The organism is Streptomyces coerulescens, from assembly GCF_042657965.1.
GTDB lineage: Bacteria > Actinomycetota > Actinomycetes > Streptomycetales > Streptomycetaceae > Streptomyces > Streptomyces coerulescens.
Genome location: NZ_JBHSKM010000044.1, coordinates 177,524 through 196,842, shown reverse-complemented (window position 1 = coordinate 196,842; position 19,319 = coordinate 177,524). Strand labels below are relative to the sequence as shown.

Sequence of the window (19,319 nt, the reverse complement as noted above, 5' to 3'; positions counted from 1 at the left end):
CGCCGACTCAGGGATAGAGGCCCGCCCGGAAGGTGAACGAGACGAGCTGTGCGCGATCGCGTGCGCCGACCTTCGTCATCGCGCGCACCGCATGCGTCTTCACGGTGAACGGTGACACGGACATCTGCGCCGCGATCTCGTCGTTGCCGAGACCGCTCGCGACGAGAACGACCACGTCGCGCTCCCTGGGCGTCAGGGCGTCGAAGCGTCGTAGCAGCTCCCGGTCGATCACCGGAGGCGGGCTGTCGGTCATGTGGCCGATGAGCGCGGCCGTCGCGGCGGCCGACAGCGCACCGCCACCACCGACGACCTCGGTGATCCCGGCGACGAGTTCAGCAGGACTCACGGTCTTGCTGAGGAAGCCGTTGGCGCCCGCGCGCAGTGCGGCGAGCACGATGTCGTCCTGGTCGAACGTGGTCAGCACGATCACCCGGGTCCTCTCGGGTGGATGCTCTGCGCGGATCCGACGAGTGGCTTCGACGCCGTCGATGCCGGGCATCCGGATGTCCATCAGGACCAGGTCGACGGGGTGGTCCCGGAGGAAGGGGACGACCTGGAGTCCGTCGGAGAGATCACCCACGACGACCAGGCCGGGGTCGAGCCGGAGCATCGCCTTGATCCCGGCCCTGATCTCGTCCTGGTCGTCGACGATCAGAATCCGCGTCATCGTACGACCGCTCCCAGTGGGCTGAACTCCGCATGGACCCGGAACCGCCCGCCGTGACTGTCGATCGTCAGCCGCCCGCTGGAGGACTCGACCCGTTCGCGCATCCCCACGAGCCCGAGTCCGCTGCCGGCGTCGAAGCCGCGAGGTGAAGGACTGACGGGGTTCTCCACGGTGACGCAGATCCTGCCGTCGCGCTCGCGCACGTCCACCGTCGCCGCCCCCTCTCCGTGCCGGTAGGCATTCGTGAGTGCTTCTTGAACGACCCGGTAGACCGTCACGCCGACGCTGGGCTCCACGAAACCCTCAGGGATGGAGATCGAGGGGCGGACGTCCAGGCCGATGCTCTCGAAAGAGGCGACCAGTCCTTCCAGACCGCTGAGCGCCGGGGTCGGTCGGAGTGCCTCGTCGCCGGAGACGTCGTCCCCGAGGCGGAGCAGCGCGAGGATGCGCTGCGTCTCGACGACGACGGTGCGGGCGCTGGACCTGGCGGAGACGAGGGCCTCCCGGGAGGACTCGGCGCCTTCGGGCAGCCCGATCTCCGCGGCACCGAGGTGCAGGCTGAGCATCGCGACCTGGTGACCGATGACGTCGTGGAGGTCGCGGGCGATGCGCAGCCGTTCCTCGGTCACGCGTCGGGTGGCTTCGATCTCGCGCGTCGCGATGGCGCTCTCAGCCCGTTCCTCCAGGGTCCACCAGTGCTCACGGTGGATACGGAGTGCGGCCCCCGTCGCACCTCCCGCCACGGCCGAGAAGAGGGCGGCGGCTCCGACGACCGCGCCGCCGCGGAATCCTCCGACCGTCATGAACGCGCCCAGGAAGAACGCCGCCACGATGCCGGTTCCGACCAGCGGCTGTTTTCCCCTGAGTGTGACGGAGAACAGCACGAGCACGGCCATCATCCACACCGACAGGGGGTCGTGCCCCACCGCGGTGACGGCGAAGGACGCCGCGCTCGTCACGACCAGCCCCGCCCACGGCCTCCACCACGACAGGGCGACGCCGCCGCCGGCGAGGAGCACGGAGAGGGCCGTCGGCCAGTCCGAGCCCCTCAGTACCGCGGCCACGATCTGACCGGTGAACGCCAGCGCGGCGACCGCGTAGGCGATGCGGTGGGGCACCTCCGGCCGGCGGACCCACAGCGGTGCCACGGGCCCGTCCTGACTGTTCTGCGCCTTGACCATGTGCTGATTCTCGTTCACGCGTGCGGCGGCCGTGTACTTCGAATGTGGTAGACGGCGAGGCTGTACCACCCTGTGGTGAGCGATGGAGCCCCTTCCCGTCGAAGCGGAGGGCGGAAGTACTTCGTTCGAAGTACGCGGCCTCTGGCCAGGCCGCTGAGACTCGTGATCGAGGCGACCGTCTCACACCGTCACGATCACAACGGGACACCCGATGACTCAGACCACCGTAACTTCGACAGCTTCGACCACGGCCACGACGACGCCCTCCGGGCTCCGTACGCTCTATCTGATCCGGGTCGCCTTCTCCCTGATCTGGGTGGCGCTGGTCTTCGCCACGTCCGCCAGGCTGGTGTCGACGGACGAGCCCACAGTGATCGCTGCCGTGCTCCTCGTCGTCTACCCCCTGTGGGACGTCATCGCCACGCTCCTGGAGCGCCGGCTGGCTGGCCCCGGCGCCACCAACCGCGTCAGTACCGTCAACATCGGTCTGGGCCTCACCGCCACCGCCGGGATGATCGTCGCCGTCTTCTCCACCATCGGTACGACCCTTCTCGTGTTCGGTGTCTGGGCACTGCTGTCCGGAGCCATCCAGCTCGTCGTGGCGATCCGGCGCCGACGCACCGTCGGCGCCCAGTGGCCCATGGTCATCAGCGGCGGGCAGTCCGTCCTCGCCGGTGCCACCATCGCCGCCACGTCCGCCTCGGCGACGAGCGGCCTGTCCACCGTCGCCGGCTACTCGGCCTTCGGCGCCTTCTGGTTCCTCGTCTCGGTCATCGCACTGAGCATCCGCGGCCGACGCGAAGAGCGCTGATCACTGCCGCGCTTCACACCGGCCATTGAATGCTCCCCTCCCTGAAGGGGAGGGGAATCCTCACCCTCCAGGGCTGTTTGGGGATTTCTAGCTCACGCTGCCAGATGGGGCAGCGCCCCACCTGGTCTTCCGCGATCAGCACTAGCCGGGTTCAGACCTGCCCGGACGAGCATCACGCGGGCGGAGTTCTTGTCCCTGGGGGAGGAGACTTCGCATGCGGTGCACGTATACGTTCGTTCTGACAGCGGCAGGGCGTGCTTGGCTCTCGCTCCGCAGTGCGCGCAGTCCATCGTGGTGTGGGCCGGGTGCACAAGGTGCACGATCCGGCCGTGCTTGCGGGCCATCTCGGTCAGAGCCCGTTTGGTGGCGCCGATCGCCGCGTCAGCGGCCTTGCGGGCCATCGTCGACTTCGCGAGGAACTTCGGGCGGAAGTCCTCCATCGCTATGGCGTCGTGGTCGGTCACGACCTTTTTGGCCCATTTGCGGCCGGTGTCCTGACGCTGCCGGGCGATCTTCGCGTAGGTCTTCGCCCGCCACTTCTTCGCCTCCCGGTAGCCCTTCGAGCCGGTCTGCCCCTTGGCGGGTTTGCGGCGGGCCATCATCCGGTCGTACCGCGACAGCCTGGCCTGGGCCTTTTTCCCGTGCCCGACGTGCGGGAGGTCGTGGGCGTCGGACGTGGTGGTCGCGGTCTCCTTCACGCCCCAGTCGATGCCGATCACACGGCCGGTCTCCGGCAGCGGCTGGACTTCGGCAGGGACCACGAACGAGGCGTACCAATGCCCGAGACTGTCCTGGTAGACGCGCACACTGGACGGGTCGGCCGGAAGTTCCCGCGACCACACAGGAGTCAGGGCAATCCCGCCTGCGAGGTGCAGCTTCCTGTCCTTGAGGCGGAAGCCGCGCTTCGTGTAGCTGAGGCTCGGCAGGGCTTCGCGCTTCTTCTTCCACTTGGGCATCCCGGCCCGCTGCCGCATCGGCAGATGCTCCTTGATGTCCTTCTGGGCCTTAGCGCGGGATTTGCCGAAGTCCCGGATGAGCTGCTGCTGCGGCACCGACGAGCCTTCGCGCAGCCATACGGTGCGGGTGCGGGCTTCGGTCAGCATCTTGTCGAGCTGGGCCGGACCACAAGTCCGCCTGTCCGCGCTTTCGGGCCGGTGCTTGTTCCACAGGTGCGTCTGCTTGGACTTCGCGCAGCACTCGTTCCAGAGCCATCGGCACCGGTCCCACTCGCCCATCAGCGCGGCGAAGGCGGTGGACGACACACGCAGGCGAAACGTCCACCGGGCGTGCCCGGCATCCTCCGCTACCCGTAGTGTCGTCATGCCACCACGCTACCACTACGATTGGGTGCATGGATCAAGAAGTACGCATCACGCTCAGGCTCCCCGAAGACCTCCACGCGTGGCTGGTGGCTCAGTCCAAGTCCGCCCGGCGGTCCCTCAACTCCGAGATCCTGCACCGGCTTGAGGCCGGGCGCCGCAGGACCGTGGCAGACACTGAATCGCCCTGACGGCGATTCAGCTTTTCCTGCCCTGCTCCGCAGGAGTCCGATTCCTCCCCGGCCTGAAGGCCGAAGCATCCTCGGAGGACCCCGCCGGTGACGGCGGCGAGAGAGATGAGCACGGGGTCGATGCTCCGGCTGGGAGCGAGCGGCGCGAGGATGGCGGCTGCGGTGATGGCAGAGATGGTGACGGAGCCGACCGCGATGTGCAGGACCGCGGCGAATCGCCCAGACCAGGAGCAGGGGCGCGAAGGAGTGGGCGCCGAAGTAGCTCTGCAGGATGTCGCCGAGTCCGCCGGCCGCGACGGCGGCCAGTGATCCGCCGACCACGGTGAGGATGAGGATCTGCCCGCTGTCCTTGAAGCCGCGGGCGATGGCGTCCTCGACGCGCTTCTGTCCCATGCGGATACGGCCGATCACCACGGTGTCGATCAGACCGGCGAGAAGGGCGACGACCGGGTTGGGGAGGAAGCCGAGCACCCGGTTGTGCAGGTCCGCGGCGTCCGCGATGGCGCCGGTGGCGATCATCAGCAGGGCGAGCAGGAGCAAGGCGAAGCTGGGCAGCAGGTGCGGGCCGCCGTCAGCCACGGACTCACCCGGCACACGGCCCGCACGGTCGTGGACATCGACCTGCTGGACCGGCAGCTGGAGGAAATCCGCCGCAGCGGATTCTCCGCGTCGTTCGAGGAGCGCGATCTCGGCGCCGCATCGATCAGCGCACCGGTCTTCGGCAGCAGCGGCGAGCTGGTCGCGGCGGTCGGCATCGGAGCACCGACCCAGCGTCTGACCCCGGCCGATGTCGCCCAGCTCGCGCCGCTGGTCATCGAGGCGGGCGAGGAGGCCTCACGCCGCCTCGGCTACCGCCCCGGCATCCGCACGCAGATCAGCGACTCGCCCTGACCTGCCCGGTGCTGCCCTCCCGGTTACGGCTTGATGCCCACGCCGGTCCACAGGCTGACCTGCGCGTCTGTCACGGAATCCGTCCCGGCGGTGTCCTCGGGGCGCCAGCGGTGACCGACGGTGACGCCGGGTTCCAGCAGGTCGAGTCCGTCGAAGAAGCGGGCCACATCCTTCTGGGAACGGAACTGCACGGGCGTGCCGGCGCCGTTGTAGATGTCGGTGACCTTCTGCCAGGTCTCGGGATCGAAGTCCGGTGTGCAGTGGCTCAGCGCCAGGGCGCTGCCCGAGGGCAGGACGTCGAGCAGGTTGCCGACGATGCCGTACGGGTCCTGCGCGTCCGTGACGAAGTGCATCAGGGCGTTCAGGGACAGGGCCACGGGCTTGGTCATGTCCAGGACGTCGGCCAGCTCGGGGGAATTGATGAGGGTCTGGGCGTCGTTGACGTCCGCCTCGATGTACGTGGTGCGCCCCTGGGGTGTGCTGCGCATGAGGCGCTCGGCGTACTTCAGGACGAGGGGGTCGTTGTCCGCGTAGACCACGCGGGCGTCGGGAACCGCGTTCTGCGCGACCTGGTGCAGGTTCGGTTCGGTGGGGATGCCGGTGCCGATGTCGAGCCACTGCCGGATGCCGTGCTCGGTGGCGAGGACCCGGGTGGCCCGGTGCATGAAGGCCCGGTTCTCGCGGGCGCACACGAAGATCCCGGGATAGGCGGCGGCGACGGTCTCGGCGGCCTTCCTGTCGACCTCGAAGTGGTCCTTGCCGCCGAGGTAGTAGTCGTACATGCGAGCGGAGTGCGGCCTGCTGGTGTCGATGTCCCGCGCGGCGTGGGGGGTGCTCATTCTCTTCCCTTCAGTGGTGTCTTCGTCCTGCCGGGCGGGTCGTGGCCAGGTTCGGCCGGCGTCCTTCCCACTCGGGTCCTGGCTCAGCAGGCCGTCAGATGATCGGCCATCCCCTTCTTGACGCCGGCGACGAACGCGGCGATCTCCTGCGGGGTGTAGATCAGTGCGGGGCCGTTCGGATCGGTCGACTGCCGCAAGGCGATACGGCCGTCGGCGAGCTGCTTCGTCTGTACGCACTGGCCCCCGTTGGGACCGCTCCACGGGCTCTCCCAGCCCTGGTCACCGAGGTCGGAGGCGGGCATGCCGTTGTAGAAGGAGAAAGGGTCGTCGGTGACGGTCATGAATACTCCTTACGCATGCGGTTCAAGAGGCTCCTGCTGGTCGCCGACGAGGTGAGCAGCGACATCCGGTTGTGCGCCTCGAGGTGGGCGACGACATCGGAGCGCTGGTCCAGGTACATGGAGGCGGACAGGATCTCGGAGTAGACGACGTCGGGCAGCTCCGGCTCCTCGAAACGGAAGTAGGTGAACGGCGCGCACGCCCCCACATGGGCCCCCGCGGTGAACGGCACGATGTCCACGCTCACATGACTCAGCTCCGAGACCTCCAGGAGGCGATCGATCTGCTCGCGCATCACCTCGGCGCCGCCGACCACCCGGTGCAGCACCGCTTCCTCCATCACCACCCATAGCGTGGGGGCGTCGGCTCCCTCCAGCAGGTTCTGTCGGCGCAGACGCAGATCCACTCTGCGCTCCAGGTCCTCCGGAGAGTCGTTGGGGAAGCCGCCTCGCAGGACCGCGCCGGCGTACCCATGGGTCTGCAGCAGCCCCGTGACGTAGTGGGGTTCGTAGGTGCGCAGCGTCTTGGCGCCGGTCTCCAGACTGACGTACGCGCTGAACCAGGAGGGCACGACGTCGCGGTACGCGTGCCACCAGCCCGGTTCGTTCGCCTGCTCGGCGAGACCGACGAACTCGTCGACCTCCTGCTGCCCGGCTCCGTAGGTCTGCAGCAGCTTCTCGACGTAGAGGGGCTTGAGGCTGACCTCCGCCTTCTCCAGGCGGCGGATGGTCAGGGGCGTCACACGCAGCGCCTTCGCCGCGTCGTCCAGCGACATGCCCGCGTCCTCACGCATGTCGAGCAGCCGCCGGCCGAGGATCATGCGCAGCACCGTGGGTGCGCTGGCGCCCGTACTCGAACGGACCTCACTCACACCCGAACCTCCTGAGGATCTGTCACCGGTCGCAGTCTGACAGGTACTTGCTGATGTCACCAGACCGAAACGGGCTTGCTGAAATTATCAGGCAGAGCCTTGCAGCATGAACTCCGCTGCGAGCATAGTGAGTTGAGTGAACGAACCTGGCGATCGTCCACGCGTCGCGGGCCAACAGGCCCTGCCACCACGCGAGTTGGGGCGTACAGGGCGTTCGAGTCTCGACGCGCCGCCCGGAACACCCCTATCCGATCGGCCCGTTGCTCACCTTCCCGTCACCCCACTGCGTACGCTCACCGATGGAAGGCCACCACCGTGTCCCCCCACACGACCCACTCCCCACAGCTCCTGGACATCGCCGATCCGGAGCGCTCCCGCTGGCTCGAACTCCCCGCCCAACGCACCAGTGTGAGAATCGCCCGAGGCTTCGTGAGCAAGGGCCTGACCGCCTGGCGGCTGCCCGTCGACCTGTGCGCCGACGCCGTGCTGCTCGTGTCCGAGCTGGTCACCAATGCCGTACGCCACACACCCAGCGCACGGATCCTGTGCGGTATAGGCCTCGTCGCAAACGCCTGTCTGCGACTGGAAGTCCACGACCACGGCCACGCCACCAGCTTGCCCCCGTGCGAGCCGGGCCCCGAGGAGGAGAGCGGCCGCGGACTGTTCCTCGTGCAGGCGATCGCGGGCAACTGGGGTGTCGACCGGTCCAGACTGACGAGTGGCAACGTTGTCTGGGCGACGTTGAGGACCTCATCCTGAGGGCTGGGGGCGGCAGGGAGCGGCGGGCCCCTCCCGATGCGGCAGGCGTTCTCACCCGCGACGGGGAGGCGGACGTGGGCGACCGTGAAGCAGTGGGGCAGGGAAGCAATTTCAAGCCAAAGTCGAGAGCGGCGCAGAGTTGATCGGGCGTGGACGGGGCCCGAATGCCGCCTTCGATGCGCCCGTTTCGCTGCCCGTACCACCGGCCGCACCTCAGGCAACCGGCCCCGGCTCAGTGGGCCATCCCACGGTCCATCTCACGCGCCCGGGTTTCCAGCGCGGTGACGATCGTGGCTGACGCGGTCCGGGGATTGCCGGGAACCTGCACCTCGCGCTGGACGCCACCACACCCCCGGCCGGATCCCGGTTCGGGCATCTCCACCTCGATTCCCGCACGCCGCGCGAGCGCGACCGCTGTCGCCACGAAACCCTCGGAGAGCGCGAGGATCACGGAGTGCCCCGTCCGGCAGTGCCAGGCGACCAGGCCGCGTGTGAACTCCGCGTACACGGCCGGATCGACCTCGAGCGTGTCCGGGTCGCCCCAATACTTGCCCTGCCCGATTCCCGAGGCCAGCTCGAGCTCGGCCTCGAAGACCTCGACCTGCCGTAGGAAGAGGCGGCCGGCACCGTTCGACGGGTTCCACAGCGTCTCGTCACCGATGTTGAAGTACATGCTCATCCGCGATCCCCCTGCTCAGCCGCCCGGCACAGGGTAGAAGATCGTGAGGGTGGTAGGCACCTGGGTAATACGGCGCCTTGGAGTATCAAAGCTCGCTGCTCCGGCTTGGGCATGGTTGAGCAACTGCCGCGGCGTCGCGCGATACCGCGCACAGCACCTTGGTGAAACCAGCCGTTCCGCCCTCGCTTCTTTCACATCCCTGAGCCCGGTTGGTCTGGCTACGGTTCGTCCCGTGTCGTGTCTTCCAATGGCGCGCGGATAGGGGTGGGGTCGTTCAGGCGGACAGTGGTCTCGGCGTAGTCGGGGCCGAGCGCGGCCTCCGCGATCTGCAACGCCCGCCGAGCCAACGGCAGTGCCTCCGCATGACGTTCCAGGGCGTTGAGGGTGGAGGCGAGGTTGCCGAGGCGGAGGGCGGTGTCGGGGTGGTCGGGGCCGAGCGTGGCTTCGGAGATCTGCAACGCCCGCTCTTCCAGTGACAGTGCCTCCGCATGACTCCCCAGGGCGCTGAGCGTCCTGCCCAGGTTGCCCAGGCGCAGGGCGGTGTCGGGGTGGTCGGGGCCGAGCGTGGCCTCGGAGATCTGCAACGCCCGCTCTTCCAGCGGCAGTGCCTCCGCATCACGCCCCAGGGCGCTGAGGGTGAAGGCCAGGTTGCCCAGGCGGTTGGCGGTGGTGGGGTGGTCGGGGCCGAGCGCGGCCTCCGCGATCTGCAACGCCCGCTCTTCCAGCGGGAATGCCTCCGCATGACGTTCCAGGGCGTTGAGGGTGGAGGCGAGGTTGCCCAGGCGGAGGGCGGTGTCGGGGTGGTCGGGGCCGAGCGTGGCCTCGGAGATCTGCAACGCCCGCTCGTCCAGCGGCAGTGCCTCCGCATGACTCCCCAGGGCGCTGAGGGTCCTGCCCAGGTTGCCGAGGCGGACGGCGGTGTCGGGGTGGTCGGGGCCGAGCGCGGCCTCGGTGATCTGCAACGCCCGCTGAGCCAACGGCAGTGCCTCCGCATGACGCCCCAGGGCGCTGAGGGTGGAGGCCAGGTTGCTCAGACGGAGGGCGGTGTCGGGGTGGTCGGGGCCGAGCGCGGCCTCGGAGATCTGCAACGCCCGCTCTTCCAGCAGCAGCGCCTCCGCATCACGCCCCAGGGCGCTGAGGGTCCTGCCCAGGTTGCCCAGGCGCAGGGCGGTGTCGGGGTGGTCGGGGCCGAGGGCGCCCTCGGTGATCTCCAGCGCTCGCTGAGCCAACGGCAGTGCCTCCGCATGACGCCCCAGATCGCTGAAGGTAGAGGCCAAGTTATTCAGGCGGCTGGCGGTGGTGGGGTGGTCGGGGCCGAGCGCGACCTCCGCGATCTGCAACGCCCGCGCTTCCAGCGGCAGCGCCTCCGCATAACGACCCAAGTCACTGAGCGTCCTGCCCAGGCTGCTCAGGCGGAGCGCGGTGTCGGGGTGGTCAGGGCCAAGCGCAGCCTCGGTGATCTCCAAAGCCCGCTTGTCCAACGGCAGGGCTTGGTCTGCCTGCCCTCGGGCCAACAAGTAGAACCCGGCTTGGCCCAGCACGGTTGCAAGTTGCGACACCAACCTCGTGCCGCCTTGGTGCCGGCCAACAGTCTGCAAATGCGGTAGCAGTCTCTGCCATTCCGGCCAACCCTCTACGTCGTCCGGGCTGCTAGAAGGCATGGCCTCATGCAGCAGCTTCAGAGCGGATTCACTCGGGTGAGGTGGCGGAGTAGGCCTGGAGCGGCGTAGGAGTCGCCGGATGGCTCCGGGCTGTGGCGGCGCAATGGGCTTTGGCGTGGTGATGCGGAGCACGGCCTGTACGAGGCGGTGGACTGTGACTGTGGCGTCGGTGAGAGTGATCATGCTGTACGCAGCGAGTACCCCCAAGGCATGGTCGACGGCCTGATGTGTGTGCAGGGCGTTGGCCAGGACACGGCGGGGGAGGGGCTCGGGTGCGCTGTAGGCCAGAACTCTCAGCAGGTCTACAGCGTGGGGATCGGCGCTGTTCAGAGCGCTCAGGGTGACGCTCCACAGCTGGGCGATGGTGCGCTGGTGCGGATCACCGGGCGCGGTGGCAGCAAGGACCCCAGCAGGATCGGCGCGCAGCTGCGCAAGGTAGTTGGACGCGCTGGTACGGGTCTGAGCAAGATATGCACCGGCCTGCTGCAAGGCCAGAGGGAGGTGCCCCAGTTCATTGGTGAGTTCGGCCAGAGCTGCGGCATCCGAGTCGCTGTGACGTTCGGTGATTTCCTGGAGGACAGCGAGTGCGGTCTCGGGGGTGAGGGTCTCCAGCCGCACGGGCGTGCCGAGGTCCTGCCAGGGAAGGTCACGGCGTGTGGTGACCAACACCTGGCCTGTGCTCAAACGGCCGAGGTAGGGACGCAGGTCGGCGGGTTCTTCGGCGTTGTCGAAGATCAGTAGCCATCCGGTGCGGCCTTGCAGCCACGTCACGGCCCAGGCAGCGGCCTCGTCCAGCGGCAGCGCGGCATGCACCGGATTCAGCGCCGTGGCCAGGGAGGCGAGTCCGGCCGTTACGGCGGCGGAAGACGATGCCTCGATCCACCACACAGGCCCATGTCCGGCTGCCAGATAGGTGTGGGCGTGGTGCAGGACGAGAGTGCTCTTGCCAATGCCGCCCATGCCGCGCACGCTCTGCGCCACGATCCCGGTCCCCGCCGACGGCAACTCCCTCAGGACGGCGAGGGCGTCGTCGCGGCCCTTGAACACCCGACTGTCGGGTGCAGGCAGGTTACTCAGCCGGGCGATTTCCTCGTCATGAATGGCTGCCTTCAGAGCGTCAGGGGGGAGGACTAGGGTCCGCTGCTCAATCCGGGTCCGATCACCTGTGGCGATCACTCCTGAACTGTTGCCTGCGGCAGCGGACCGGCCTCCCGAGGCGGGTGGCGTCTGCGGATCAGTCATCGCTGAACGGTGCCGTTGTCCCCGGTGATGATGACCCCGGAATTGTCCTGCGTCGCCACCGCCCTCTCACCCGACGCTGTGGGCCCGCCCGCGGCCGGCGCCGTTGAGGGGCTGGAGGATCCAATCAGCGACGACGCCCAAGCACCGAGAACCCCGGCGATTACGGCGCCGGCTCCGGCCCCCGTCCCGATCCGCGTCGCCTGATCCCACGGCAGCAGCAGATCCCCCAACAGCACGCACAGCCCGAATATGGCCAACGATCCCGCGACGACCAGCAACCAACGCCCATTCCGGCCCACCTGACGCCCCCTCATGCACGATCAGGCAGCCATCTTCCCACCACGACGCGTCGGACCACACAGTTCTGCCGAACTCGGGCCCAGGATCCCAGAGACAGAGCCGTACCGGCGGCACCAGCCCGGCCGATGCCGTCTCCCGGAGGTGCCACGGGATCGCATCGGCGCCGGCCGGCCCCAGACCTCGCGCCAGATATCCGAGGTAGGTCGTGTTGCCGTCCAGCATGGACCGGGCCTGCCGGACACCCGCCAGTGACGCCGACAGGGTGGTGGCGAACACCTCGTGCGTCCGCCGCGAACCTTCCACCATGACATCGAACAGCTCGGGAAGCACCAGTGGCCTGAATCCGCGTTTGGACAGCAGCAGCGCCATCGCCGCGATGAGCCCGTATCCGGTGGACGCCTGGAGTTCGTGATGCAAGCCCTCGTGCGTCTCCACCATGAGCTGTTCGTCGCCGTCGCGGATATTGCGCAGTGCCAGCGACCACGCACCGGCCCCGCCGTGGCCGCCCAGAAGCCCGCTCTGCAGGGTCGCGGCCAGCCCGTCTCTCGCGCAGGGGAAAGCCACGGAACTCAGCACGATGTTCGTCCTCCTCAGCCGGCCACGGCGATGGTCCAAGCTTAGTGAGCTGATTCGGCGACAGGTGAGCGGCGATCCAATGTTCTCGCGTGGCTTTCCGTCCATGGAGCGAGCAGAACCGCGTGGCGTCGCGGGGCGCGCATCACGCGCGACGTCGGCCATGGCCAAAGGCCGGCTCGGGATGGTTCCTGGCCCGAGCTGATCGACCAGGTCGGCGTTGTCCGTGCGTCGGCCGCTACTGCAGCTCACGTACTTGGGGGGCGGCGAGTGCTCTGACAGTGCTGCCGACGACCGTGGGACTGGCCATCGAGGCGGCCGGGGTCGTATGGCAGAAGCCACCGGCCAGGAGCGCATCACCCCTCACCCGGCGATCGGGGACACGTCCTGGCGACGGGATGATTCACCCGTCGATTACGCGTCGGAGAACCCCTCGTGCCAGCTCGGCCGGATCGATGCTCGGGTACTCGAATCGCATTCTGTCGAAGCTGAAATCGATTCTTCCCGCCTCCGCATGCAGGGGAAGTACGACGCCGAAGGCCAGGTTCGATCCGTAGTCGAATGCGGCGAGATTCCAGCGTTTCTGATAGAGCTCCACGGTACTGATCACCAGATCTGCGGTAACCAGGACGAACGCGTCGGCGGTGAAACGGAAGGTCGGCTGGACCCTCAGCGCTGCCTCGGCGTCCAGGAGCAGACCTCGCGATCGGGTCCACAGCAGACGAACACCGGCTGTCAGCTGCCCGGACAGTCCGAGCTGTCCGGCGAGCTCGATCCCTGCGGTCGCGCTCACGATAGGGATGCCGGCGCCGATACCGCCCTGGACGAACAGTCGCAGTCCCGCATCGGCAGGGATGAGAAGGCGAGTGTCGCCCTCGACTTGAGTGGCGTCCTCTCGATCGGGGTCGTAGCGGATTTCCAGCCCGGTGCCGTGCAACTGTCCGGGACCGATTCCGGCGACGAGGTCGAGCCCACCGCGGATGGTCGCGAATATCCCGATCCGTTGGCCGGCGACGGCGACACCCACGATCGGAATGTCGATGCCCAGCGAGAACAGGCGACGGTTCAGTTCCCGCCGGGCAAACAGCTCGAACGCGTCAGGCAGGCCGATGCGTCCGGCGACGGCGATCGTGCCGTTGGGTCTGACGACGACCCGAGCTGTTCCGATCAGCCACGGCGTCAGTTTGAGCGACAGCTCTCCGCCGCCGTGGACCGACAGCAGGTTCGGCTGCGGAGGGCCGGCCGGCCTACCGTCCGGGCCGACGGGTTGGTTGGTGAGGCCGAGCCGGAGCTGACCACTCAACAGGCCACGTTGGTAGCCGAGAGCCGCTTCGGCGAGGAAGGCGCCGTCGTCATAGCGACCGGTGACAGAGCCAGTCACTCCGGGGATCGCGGGCTGCGCGGTGATCTCGCCCGCGACGCTCCATCCCCGGCCGTCCTTGCGCTGGGCAACCTTCGCCTTGACCACGCCGCCGCTGATGCCGGGCAATCGGCCGAGGGTCAGCTCACCCTCGATGGTCGTCCCCGTCGTCGGGTCGTACGCGAATCCCAGCCTGCCGCCCTGAAGTCCGCGCAGCGAGGACTCGAACGTGCCGCTCGCGAGGATCTTCTCGCCGTCGACGGCGACCTTCGCCGCCGCCTGTTTGATTCCGGTGACCTTGCCCTCGCCGATGCCGAGTTCGCCCGTGACCGCCCACTTCCCGTCGCGGTAGCCGACGCCGAGGCGTGCGCGGGTGAAGAGGTCGGAGTCGAAATCGAGTTCTCCGCTCACGCCGAAGGGCCGGCCCGTTTCGAGCGTGGCCTCGAACCAGCCCTTGGCGAGTTTCTCCAGTTCGAAGTTGAGCCGGCCGGTGGCGGACAGGCCCGCTGGGTATTGCGCGGCGAGCAGGATGTGACCGCCTGTGACCCGGAACGGGCCAGGGAGGTTGAAGCTGTCCGACGTGAGGAGCGCGGACACGCCCACGCCGCGCTCGTCCATCACGATGCCGATGTCGGCCTTCCCTGCGAGCAGAGGCAGGTTCGGCAGGATCCGGCCCCGGCCGACGAATCCGTTCACCACGTCGAAGTCGAGGCTGTCCATCTCGACAGGGCTGAACATCTTGGCCACCAGACGATATCGGCCGGTGTCGACGTACCCGCCGTAGCCGACGCCCTGGATGCCTCGCAGCGGGAACTTGAACTCCCCCTCCGAGGTTACCCCATTGCCCTCGAGCGCCGTGCCGGTGACCAGGCCGACCTCCTGACCCGTCGCACCGGTGTGGGCGCCCGCCGGATCCCACCGGACGGTGCGGACCTCGAAGATCCCCTTCTTCTTCCAGTTTTCCTGCGTGCCCGGCTTGACGCGATGCACCGCTCCGCCGGACTTGGTGGAGAAGATCATCAACTCGCCATCAGTGCCCGCCAGTTGTTTCGCCGTCTTCGCGGGGACCCGCTCCAGCGGCTTGGTCAATTCTGCGGCCGTCATCTCGTCGGCTTCCCAGAACACGTTCGGTTCACCCTGGCCCCCACGGGTCGGGACCAGATGTCCCACCTGCACGACCACGTCGTAGCTCTGCCGGACCTTGCGGTAGCTCGGCGGCTTTTCCTTGAGGTACTGCGCGGACTCGTCCAGCACCTCCTGAAGGGTGTTCCTGATGGCGAAGGCGATGCTGCGGCCCGCGTCCCGGTTCGCGCTGGACTCCAGCAGCCACAGATTCTTCTCCGGGGTCGTGTCGGTGCCGCCGAGTTGGAGCTCCAGTTTGTGGTCGATGTCGAAGCTCTTCGGGCGGCCGTCCTTGTCCCAGGGCGGTCGGACGAGGCGCTCGGCGATGTCGGCCTCGGTGCCGATCAAGTAGAGCGGTGAGCTGCTGGCCTTGTGCCGGAGATAGTGGACGGGCCCCGTCTCACCGGGTGGCCGGGCCAAGGCCTTGAGCCGCTGCGACACGGCGGTGTGCACCGGCGTGGTGACAAGCTTTTTCCAGGCTTCGCCCTGGGTGTCGGTGCGCTCGCTGCCGTCCCACTTCTTCATGGTGAGGGTATGGTCCTTGCCCAGCAGCTTGACCAGAGCGTTCTTCTTGAACTTCGGTACGGGCAGCGAGAAGAACTCCACTTGGCGCTTGCCGCTGGTGCTCACCCGCCCCTTGGCGGCGGTCGTCGCGGTCTTCGTCGCAGCCTTCGGCCCAGGCTTGAGCCTGATTCCGCTTCCGTGCTGTATGACGTGTGCCAACTCGTGAGCCAGCAGCCGTCGGCCGGCCGCGCTCGTCGGTGCATGGCTGCCCGCGGACAGGTAGATGTCGTTGCCGCGGGTGAACGCGAGTGCCCCGAGAGCGGTCGCCGCCGCGTGCGCGGCCTCGTCGTCGTGGATCAGAACGGCGGAGAAGTCATGGCGAAAGGCCGACTCGAAATACGCCAGCGTCTCGGTCGGCAGCGGCCGGCCCCGACTCGCGTCCAACAGCGCCTGCACGCCCGCCGGAACCGCTCGGCCCCCGTCTCCGGTCGCGCGGGTGTCGCCCTCCGTCTCCGCTTCGCGCGCAGCGGACGCCGTCTCTGGGGCCGCCGCGTCGGCGGCTGTGTCCTTTACTGCTGTGGCCGGCCTCAGGACCGGCGGGCCGTCGATCGCCCGGCGACCGGGCCCGGTGTCAGCCGGGACAGGAAGCCGCAGCACTCGGTTCGCCGCTCTGTCCGCCTCTCGTTCCAGCGGGTGGCCGCCCGCCCCCACCACCGCCTTCGCACGGACCGCGAGATCGCCCAATGCGGTGTGCCGGACAGGCTCCTCCGGTACGGGACCGCCGCCCGCGGCGGACGCGGCGGGAACGTCCCGTGCCGTGCGCACGCGGGCCGCCGGTGCGGCGGACTCCGCGCGGCGCTCGGCGTCGGCCGCGGCGTTCACCCGGTCACCCGAGCTCAGCCCTGTGGTGCACGATCAGCAGGGCCTGCCGCGTCTGCGACGCCACCGCGACGCCGATGACGCGGTCGTCGCCGAGGGCGAGTTGCGGGCCGTAATGGCCTCGGACGTCCGAGACGAACTTCTTCGCCGCCGGGGTGATCAGCCTGGCCGCCTCGGGAGCGGATTCCTCCCATTCCGGATCGATCCACAACACCGGTGTGGAGCGCAGGACACCTCGGCTCGTCACTGCCCGGTTGGTGGCGGCGAGGGCCGTGTCGTAGGACTGCTGATCGAGGTGTCCGTCGGCTTGGGTCACAAGTGTGCCGAGCACCTCGGCCTTCTCGTCGACCAGGCGGAGGTCCCGGTGTTGAAGGGCGGCTTCGAGGGCCGCGCTGTCGTAGTCGCCGTCGAGCCCCACCACTTGGATGAGCCCGGCCTTAGTGGGGGCCGGGTGACACGCGATGAGGAGGACGCTGCCGTCCGAGTCCGGTTCGAGGAGCCCGGCCGGCAGGGCCGGCACATGGAATACGTCGGCTCGTGGGTCGAGGTCGGCGGTCGGCCGGAGCGCTGCGGCGATGGCCAGGGCTCGGTCCCGACCTGCGGGCAGTGGACCGAGCCCTCCCAGCCCGACGGCATGGACCAGCGGCGGCGCCTGGGTGGCGGCGTAACCGCGGCGCAACTCCTCGGGGTCGGAGCGGAGTTTCGCCGTGTCGAGCTCGAACAGCACCGACCGCACCCGCTGCCAGGGGAGTTCGTCGGCGGACCCCCTGCGCAACCGCGCCGCCCAACTGGCGGCCGTACGCGGGTCGTTCGCCGCTGCCACCCAGACCACGACGCTCCGGGTCGGCGGCTGTGCCGACGACGGCCGGTCCACACGGCGACGCCGGAACGCCACCCAGTCATGGGTCGCGATGATCACCGCGGCGCCGTACTCGTCCCGCGCGGAGCCGAACAGGTCCGCGCGGGCCCCGTCGTAGAACTCGCCGTCCGCGGTGTGGGCACCGCGCAGGACGCCCAGTGACTGCTCGCCGAGCACCCGGTGCGGACTGTTCGGGCCGAGGGCGTCCCGATCCGCGGTGAGCGTGGCGCGCAGCCGATCGTCGGGCAGTGAGAGGATCACTGTCCCGTCGTCCTTCAGCCGCAGCATCACACCATCGCGTGCGGCTTTCGACGCATGCGTGCCGATGATTCCGACGTTGGGACGGATCGTGAACAGCCGCTCGCCCGGCTGTTCCACGAGGGCCACCGCGGCATCGAGATCCGTTACGGACATCGGGGTCGGACCACGTCCATCCCCTTGATCGACGCTGAGCTGGAACCGCACCCTGAACCTCCTGGTGGTGGTCCCGGAATCCGAGGTTCCCCGGTACGCCTCCACTCTCCCGAGGATCTCGAACATGGCGGCCGCAGGGCCGTTCGACGGCTCGTCGTCCGGTCCGATCCGATACGGAGCGAACAAGTCGAGCTGCCCGGCGACGAACGCGCTCTCGCCCCGAGGCAGTTCCCACAGGTCGCGGTCGCACGAGAGACGGCCGCGCACGACGATCGGCTTGGCCTCCTGCGCGGCGAACTCGGCTGCCGCATAGAGTCTGTGCTGACCGGCGGCCTCGGCGGCGAACCGTCCGGCCTCGTCAGCGATCCGACGAAGGGTACTGATCCAGAGCTTCTTGTCCGTTCGTGAGGGCAGGTCGGGCCGGCCTGAAGCCATCGATGAGACGAACTCCACCCCATCGGACTCGGTGGAGACGGCGCAGAATCCCGCTGCTGTGAGGGCGAAGCCGGACGTCCGTGCCGCCCACCGACCCACGCCCCTGAACTCCAGTTCTCCCTCCCGCGCGAGCCAGTGGGCGTGGACCCGGGCACCGCGCCCGATCCCGATGGGAGCGCCGGAGTCCCGCCCGTCCGGCACCAGTACGTCGAGCTCGGGCCGGGCGGATGGATCGTCGATCCCGGCGAGCAACGAAATCCGGTTCCGGTGCTGGACCTCCTCGACCTCGTGCGGGACGTGGTCCGCGGGCACGCGGACGAAACGCAGGTCGACTCCGGGGCCCAGCAACGAGCCGACCTGCTGGATCAGATCACCGGCCGGGTCGACGGGGAGGTATCCCGCGGGGGGTAGTTCCACCACGCCGGCGTCCACCAGGAGCCGGTCGGCCGGGGACTTCGGCAGTCCCGCGCCGAGCAGCCCGGCGAGTTGGCACTGGAACTGCGCGATCTGGGCCGCGAAGACGTTCCTGGCGCGCATCGACATCCGGCTGTCGCCGAAGCCACGTGCTGGGGTGTCCAGCAGCTCCCGCCGCACGGTCCAGGCATCCGCGAAGAGTGTGGTCCCTCCGGACCGGGCCAGTACAGCGAGGGGCACTTCGCTCCCTGTTGCCCCTGGGGCTCCACGACACCAGGTCCCGGAGGCAAGGAGGGCGGCCGACATCCTTGGGCCCGCCGCGGTCCGCTCATCGGCGAAGTACGCGGCGGCGACCCGTGATCGCAGGTGTCGGTCGTCGAGCAGCACCGAAGCGGAGCCCGGCAGAGGGCTGTCCAGACGCAGTGGACGCAACCGCAGCAGCACCCCGTCGATCCGGTACGGGCGGCCGGTAGTCGTCCCACAGGCCTGCTCGCAGGGCGCCCCGTAGACCTCCGCGTGGCCGCACAGGCCCTCTCCCCTGGAAGCGGTCAGCAGATAGAGCGTGCTGCCCGCGGCCACTTCGGCCACCGGGGCCGGCGAGAGCGTCTCGCAGGGGGCGAACGAAGCGGCGCCGGACGACGCGGGTTCGGCGCCGGATGTCGCTCCCCGGGTGGCGTCGAGCACGTCGTCGACCGTCGCGGTCACGGGGGAGGGAAGCAGCAGCAGCCGTCCCTCGGGGTCGACCGCCAGCCCGGGAGACAGTGTGAGGCGCTCCCCGGACAGCTCGACATCGAGGCCGTGGGCCACGCCGGGTCCGCCGGCGCGGCCGAGCGCGAAGGACAGGGAGCGCTGGGCGTTCTGTTCCACCGTCAGGTCGTCACCGCGCAACACCCGGCCGTCGAAGAAGTTGAGCCGGGTGAGCGGGGTGGGTACGGGGATCACCGCATAGCCGTCGGCCTGCTGGGTGAGGACGACGTCGCCGGGCACACCGGGCAGCAGATCCGTCATC

Annotated in this window: 15 protein-coding genes and 1 pseudogene; 3 read left to right on the top strand and 13 right to left on the bottom strand. The window is 68.8% G+C overall.

The window, feature by feature from the left end:
- Nucleotides 1–7 precede the first annotated feature (7 nt).
- Together ACFPQ9_RS38345 and ACFPQ9_RS38340 are read right to left on the bottom strand one after the other, a co-directional pair.
- On the bottom strand, nucleotides 8–667 hold the full coding sequence (locus tag ACFPQ9_RS38345; RefSeq protein ID WP_380863701.1) for a response regulator transcription factor: 660 nt from the start codon (nucleotides 665–667) through the stop codon (nucleotides 8–10).
- A complete protein-coding gene (locus ACFPQ9_RS38340) occupies nucleotides 664–1,848 on the bottom strand; it encodes a sensor histidine kinase (RefSeq protein ID WP_380863698.1) in 1,185 nt (394 codons plus the stop codon). The genes ACFPQ9_RS38345 and ACFPQ9_RS38340 overlap by 4 nt, the downstream gene beginning before the upstream one ends.
- 211 nt (nucleotides 1,849–2,059) lie before the next feature.
- Between ACFPQ9_RS38340 and ACFPQ9_RS38335 the strand changes: the two genes are divergently transcribed.
- The gene (locus ACFPQ9_RS38335; protein WP_380863696.1) at nucleotides 2,060–2,659 is read left to right on the top strand and encodes a DUF308 domain-containing protein; all 600 of its coding nucleotides are present in this window, start codon (nucleotides 2,060–2,062) and stop codon (nucleotides 2,657–2,659) included.
- 92 nt (nucleotides 2,660–2,751) lie between these two features.
- Here ACFPQ9_RS38335 and ACFPQ9_RS38330 read toward each other — a convergent pair whose 3' ends face one another.
- The 3 genes and pseudogenes from ACFPQ9_RS38330 to ACFPQ9_RS38320 form a co-directional block, all read right to left on the bottom strand.
- Entirely contained in the window at nucleotides 2,752–3,981 is a 1,230-nt protein-coding gene (locus ACFPQ9_RS38330) for an RNA-guided endonuclease InsQ/TnpB family protein (RefSeq protein ID WP_380863693.1), read from the bottom strand.
- A gap of 91 nt (nucleotides 3,982–4,072) precedes the next feature.
- Nucleotides 4,073–4,336: a hypothetical protein gene (locus tag ACFPQ9_RS38325; RefSeq protein WP_380864400.1), complete on the bottom strand. Its 264-nt coding sequence runs from the start codon at nucleotides 4,334–4,336 to the stop codon at nucleotides 4,073–4,075.
- Between the two features lie 109 nt (nucleotides 4,337–4,445).
- A pseudogene (locus tag ACFPQ9_RS38320) lies at nucleotides 4,446–4,688 on the bottom strand (gluconate permease); the annotation flags it as partial.
- Between the two features lie 39 nt (nucleotides 4,689–4,727).
- Between ACFPQ9_RS38320 and ACFPQ9_RS38315 the strand changes: the two are divergent.
- Nucleotides 4,728–5,060 carry an IclR family transcriptional regulator domain-containing protein gene (locus ACFPQ9_RS38315; protein WP_380863690.1) on the top strand — a complete coding sequence of 111 codons (333 nt, stop codon included), beginning with the start codon at nucleotides 4,728–4,730 and terminating at the stop codon, nucleotides 5,058–5,060.
- Nucleotides 5,061–5,083: 23 nt separating this feature from the next.
- Here the strand turns inward: ACFPQ9_RS38315 and ACFPQ9_RS38310 are convergent, their stop codons facing one another.
- The 3 genes from ACFPQ9_RS38310 to ACFPQ9_RS38300 all read right to left on the bottom strand — a co-directional run bounded on the left by ACFPQ9_RS38310 (nucleotide 5,084) and on the right by ACFPQ9_RS38300 (nucleotide 7,109).
- Nucleotides 5,084–5,899, bottom strand: a complete 816-nt coding sequence (locus ACFPQ9_RS38310) for an SAM-dependent methyltransferase (RefSeq protein WP_380863687.1) — start codon at nucleotides 5,897–5,899, stop codon at nucleotides 5,084–5,086.
- A gap of 83 nt (nucleotides 5,900–5,982) precedes the next feature.
- Nucleotides 5,983–6,240 carry a DUF397 domain-containing protein gene (locus ACFPQ9_RS38305; RefSeq protein WP_380863684.1) on the bottom strand — a complete coding sequence of 86 codons (258 nt, stop codon included), beginning with the start codon at nucleotides 6,238–6,240 and terminating at the stop codon, nucleotides 5,983–5,985.
- Entirely contained in the window at nucleotides 6,237–7,109 is an 873-nt protein-coding gene (locus tag ACFPQ9_RS38300) for a helix-turn-helix domain-containing protein (RefSeq protein ID WP_380863681.1), read from the bottom strand. The genes ACFPQ9_RS38305 and ACFPQ9_RS38300 overlap by 4 nt, the downstream gene beginning before the upstream one ends.
- Nucleotides 7,110–7,424: 315 nt before the next feature.
- Between ACFPQ9_RS38300 and ACFPQ9_RS38295 the strand changes: the two genes are divergently transcribed.
- Nucleotides 7,425–7,868 (top strand): ATP-binding protein, encoded by a 444-nt coding sequence (locus ACFPQ9_RS38295; protein ID WP_380863679.1) that lies wholly within the window; start codon nucleotides 7,425–7,427, stop codon nucleotides 7,866–7,868.
- A gap of 232 nt (nucleotides 7,869–8,100) precedes the next feature.
- On the opposite strand, the gene ACFPQ9_RS38290 is transcribed toward ACFPQ9_RS38295, so the two are convergent.
- The 5 genes from ACFPQ9_RS38290 to ACFPQ9_RS38270 all read right to left on the bottom strand — a co-directional run bounded on the left by ACFPQ9_RS38290 (nucleotide 8,101) and on the right by ACFPQ9_RS38270 (nucleotide 19,318).
- Nucleotides 8,101–8,547: a DUF6086 family protein gene (locus ACFPQ9_RS38290; protein WP_380863677.1), complete on the bottom strand. Its 447-nt coding sequence runs from the start codon at nucleotides 8,545–8,547 to the stop codon at nucleotides 8,101–8,103.
- A 218-nt stretch (nucleotides 8,548–8,765) separates the two neighbouring features.
- Nucleotides 8,766–11,450 carry a tetratricopeptide repeat protein gene (locus ACFPQ9_RS38285; RefSeq protein ID WP_380863675.1) on the bottom strand — a complete coding sequence of 895 codons (2,685 nt, stop codon included), beginning with the start codon at nucleotides 11,448–11,450 and terminating at the stop codon, nucleotides 8,766–8,768.
- 66 nt (nucleotides 11,451–11,516) lie between these two features.
- On the bottom strand, nucleotides 11,517–12,326 hold the full coding sequence (locus ACFPQ9_RS38280; protein ID WP_380863673.1) for a hypothetical protein: 810 nt from the start codon (nucleotides 12,324–12,326) through the stop codon (nucleotides 11,517–11,519).
- Nucleotides 12,327–12,726: 400 nt separating this feature from the next.
- Entirely contained in the window at nucleotides 12,727–16,191 is a 3,465-nt protein-coding gene (locus tag ACFPQ9_RS38275) for an eCIS core domain-containing protein (protein WP_380863671.1), read from the bottom strand.
- Between the two features lie 4 nt (nucleotides 16,192–16,195).
- Complete coding sequence (locus ACFPQ9_RS38270; RefSeq protein WP_380863669.1) at nucleotides 16,196–19,318, bottom strand: hypothetical protein; 3,123 nt, start codon at nucleotides 19,316–19,318, stop codon at nucleotides 16,196–16,198.
- Nucleotide 19,319: the final 1 nt, after the last annotated feature.

Excerpts from the sequence above, each read along its gene's own strand:
- ACFPQ9_RS38345 (WP_380863701.1), bottom strand. The coding sequence starts at position 667 with ATGACGCGGATTCTGATCGTCGACGACCAGGACGAGATCAGGGCCGGG.
- ACFPQ9_RS38340 (WP_380863698.1), bottom strand. The coding sequence starts at position 1,848 with ATGGTCAAGGCGCAGAACAGTCAGGACGGGCCCGTGGCACCGCTGTGG.
- ACFPQ9_RS38335 (WP_380863696.1), top strand. The coding sequence starts at position 2,060 with ATGACTCAGACCACCGTAACTTCGACAGCTTCGACCACGGCCACGACG.
- ACFPQ9_RS38330 (WP_380863693.1), bottom strand. The coding sequence starts at position 3,981 with ATGACGACACTACGGGTAGCGGAGGATGCCGGGCACGCCCGGTGGACG.
- ACFPQ9_RS38310 (WP_380863687.1), bottom strand. The coding sequence starts at position 5,899 with ATGAGCACCCCCCACGCCGCGCGGGACATCGACACCAGCAGGCCGCAC.
- ACFPQ9_RS38305 (WP_380863684.1), bottom strand. The coding sequence starts at position 6,240 with ATGACCGTCACCGACGACCCTTTCTCCTTCTACAACGGCATGCCCGCC.
- ACFPQ9_RS38290 (WP_380863677.1), bottom strand. The coding sequence starts at position 8,547 with ATGAGCATGTACTTCAACATCGGTGACGAGACGCTGTGGAACCCGTCG.
- ACFPQ9_RS38285 (WP_380863675.1), bottom strand. The coding sequence starts at position 11,450 with ATGACTGATCCGCAGACGCCACCCGCCTCGGGAGGCCGGTCCGCTGCC.
- ACFPQ9_RS38270 (WP_380863669.1), bottom strand. The coding sequence starts at position 19,318 with ATGACGGATCTGCTGCCCGGTGTGCCCGGCGACGTCGTCCTCACCCAG.